Origin of the sequence: Nocardia sp. CC201C, assembly GCF_030010695.1 — a bacterium.
In the GTDB taxonomy this organism is placed as follows: domain Bacteria; phylum Actinomycetota; class Actinomycetes; order Mycobacteriales; family Mycobacteriaceae; genus Nocardia; species Nocardia otitidiscaviarum.
The window spans coordinates 1-2,599 of sequence record NZ_JASCXP010000644.1; the positions used below are offsets into that span (position 1 = coordinate 1).

A 2,599-nucleotide genomic window follows, 5' to 3' on the forward strand; every position below is an offset into this window, starting at 1 on the left:
GCGGCGGTGACGGTGTGCGCTCAGCAGGCCGCCGATCTGCCCTTCATCGCGGTGTACGCGAAAGACGCTGACGGTCGCGATCCGACACTGCTCGGGGCGAGCGCGGCGGTGTCACCGCTGCTGCCGCCGTCGCTGTCGGACCTGGCCCCCGGGTCGCCCGCGCGGCCCACCCGGGCGGACAGCCGGGAGATCGCCGATCTGCGCGCCGTCGTTCCCGGCCTGGCGGAAGCGTTTCCGGACGGTGCTCCGGAACGGGCCCTGGTGCTGCCGCTGGGGGAGGGCACGGTCATCGGGGCGCTGGTAGTCGGCATCAGCCCGCGTCGGCCGCTCGACGAGCAGTATCGCGGATTCTGCCGCCTGCTCGCCGACCAACTGGCCTCCGCGCTGGCCGCGGCGGTGTCCTATGAGCAGCAGTGCCGACGCGCCGATGCGCTCGCCGAGATCGACCGGGCCAAAACGGCTTTCCTCACCAATGTCAGCCACGAGTTCCGCACCCCGCTGACCCTGCTGCTCGGCCCGCTCGACGATGCGCTGGCCGAGGACGACGCCGCGGACACGGTCCTGGGCGACCGGCTGCACACCGCCCGCCGCAATGCGGGACGGCTTCTGCGACTGGTGGATTCGCTGCTCGACTTCTCCCGCATCGAGGCCGGGCGCGCCACCGCCCGGCCGCGCTGCCTGGACGTGGGCGTGCTGACCGCCCATATCGCCGCTTCCTTCGCGGAGCTGTGCCAGCGCGCCGGGCTGACCCTCGAGCTGGACTGCGACACCGTGGCGGCCGATATCGATCCCGATATGTGGGAGACCGTCGTTCTGAACCTGCTGTCGAACGCGGTGAAGTTCACCTTCGACGGCTCGATCCGGGTCGAGGTCCGCGTCGAGGAACCGGATTCGTGCCGAATCACGGTGCGCGACACCGGTATCGGTATCGACCCGAACGACCTGGACCGGCTCTTCGATCGGTTCTATCGGGCCGACAACGCACGTGGGCGCAGCGTCGAGGGCAGTGGGATCGGGCTGTCGCTGGTACGCGGCCTGGTGGAACTGCAGCACGGCACGGTGGCGGTGGAGAGCACACCGGGTCGCGGTACCGCGGTGATCATCCGGCTGCCGCGCTCGGACGCGACGCGGACCGTCGAATCCGGCATGCTGCCCAGCCTGGCGAACAACCCCTATGTCACCGAGGCCGGGCAGTGGCTCAGTCTCCCGGCCGAGCCGCGACCGCGTGGCGGCCGCCGGGAACTGGTGCTCGTCGCCGACGACAACGCCGATATGCGAAACCAGCTGGATCGCGTGCTGTCGGTCCGATGGGACACCATGGTCGTGGGCGACGGTGATTCGGCCCTGCGCGCGGTCCGCGAGCATCGCCCGGACGCGGTCGTCGCCGATGTCATGATGCCGGGGCTGGACGGCTTCGAACTGCTGGCCGCGGTTCGCGCCGAACCGGAGTTGGCGTCGACGCCGGTGCTGCTGCTCTCCGCCCGCGCGGGCCGGGAGGCCGCACGCGAGGGTTTCGCCGGTGGCGCGGACGACTACGTGGCGAAACCCTTCAGCTCGCAGGAGTTGGTCGACCGGGTCGCGGCACGGCTGGCCGCCGCGGCGCGGGAACGAGCCGGACGGCTGCGCGGTGACGCGCTGGCGCGCGCCATGGCGGCGGTGACCGAACTCGATACCGTGCTGCGCACGGCCGACACCCTCACGGCCGTCCTGGCCGCGCTGCTGGAATCACTGTCCGGTGCGGGCGTGCGGGCTGCGGCAATCGCCCTGCTGGACGCCGAGACAGATTGTGTGCGAACCGAATATATCAACACCGCGGATACCCCGGTGCGGGCGAGGCAGCAGGTGCTGGCACTGGACTCGCCGCTGCCCATCGTCGAGGTCATCCGCACCGGGCGGCTGGTCGTGGTCGGTGACGCTCACTCCGGCGACGGCACCGACGTGATCGGGGGTGTGGCCGACCACCGGTCCAGTGTCGCCTACCCGCTGCGCGACGGCGCGGATCGCGTGGTCGGCGCGGTCGCGCTGCTGTGGGCCGAATCGCGCACCTTCGCCGCCGAGGACCTGGATGTGCTGGCCCGCACCGCCACCGTCACCCAGACCGCGGTGAGCCGGGTGCGGACCATGCAGCGCGAGCATCGGATCGCCGTCGAATTCCAGGATCAGCTGTTGGATCTGGATCGGCGTTCGACCGCGGCCGCGGTGGCGGCGGTGTACCAGCCGGCGGGTGAGGCCATGCGGGTCGGCGGGGACTGGTACCTGGTGGTGCCGTTCCACGGCTCCGATCGGCTCGGCATCTCGGTGGGCGATGTGGTCGGGCACGGACTGCCCGCCGCGGTGGTCATGAGCAAGCTGCGTGCCGGAGTGGCGGCGGGCGCGATCACGGCGGCCGATCCGACCACGGTGCTGGATCTGGTGGACCGCTACGCGGCCGTGGTGCCCGGCAGCCGTTGCGCGACCGTCACCTACGCGGTCGTCGACAGCCGCGCGCGGACACTGGAGTACACCTGCGCCGGACATCCCTATCCGTTGGTACTCGGCCCGGACGGCGCGGTCGGATTCCTGACCGGTGGCCGCCGGACGCCGGTCGCGGGGGGGGCCC

Annotated in this window: 1 protein-coding gene; it reads left to right on the top strand. The window is 71.6% G+C overall.

The window, feature by feature from the left end; translation table 11 throughout:
- Positions 1-2,599 (top strand): ATP-binding protein (locus tag QK444_RS35410; RefSeq protein ID WP_282786370.1); only part of this gene is annotated, 2,599 nt, incomplete at both ends.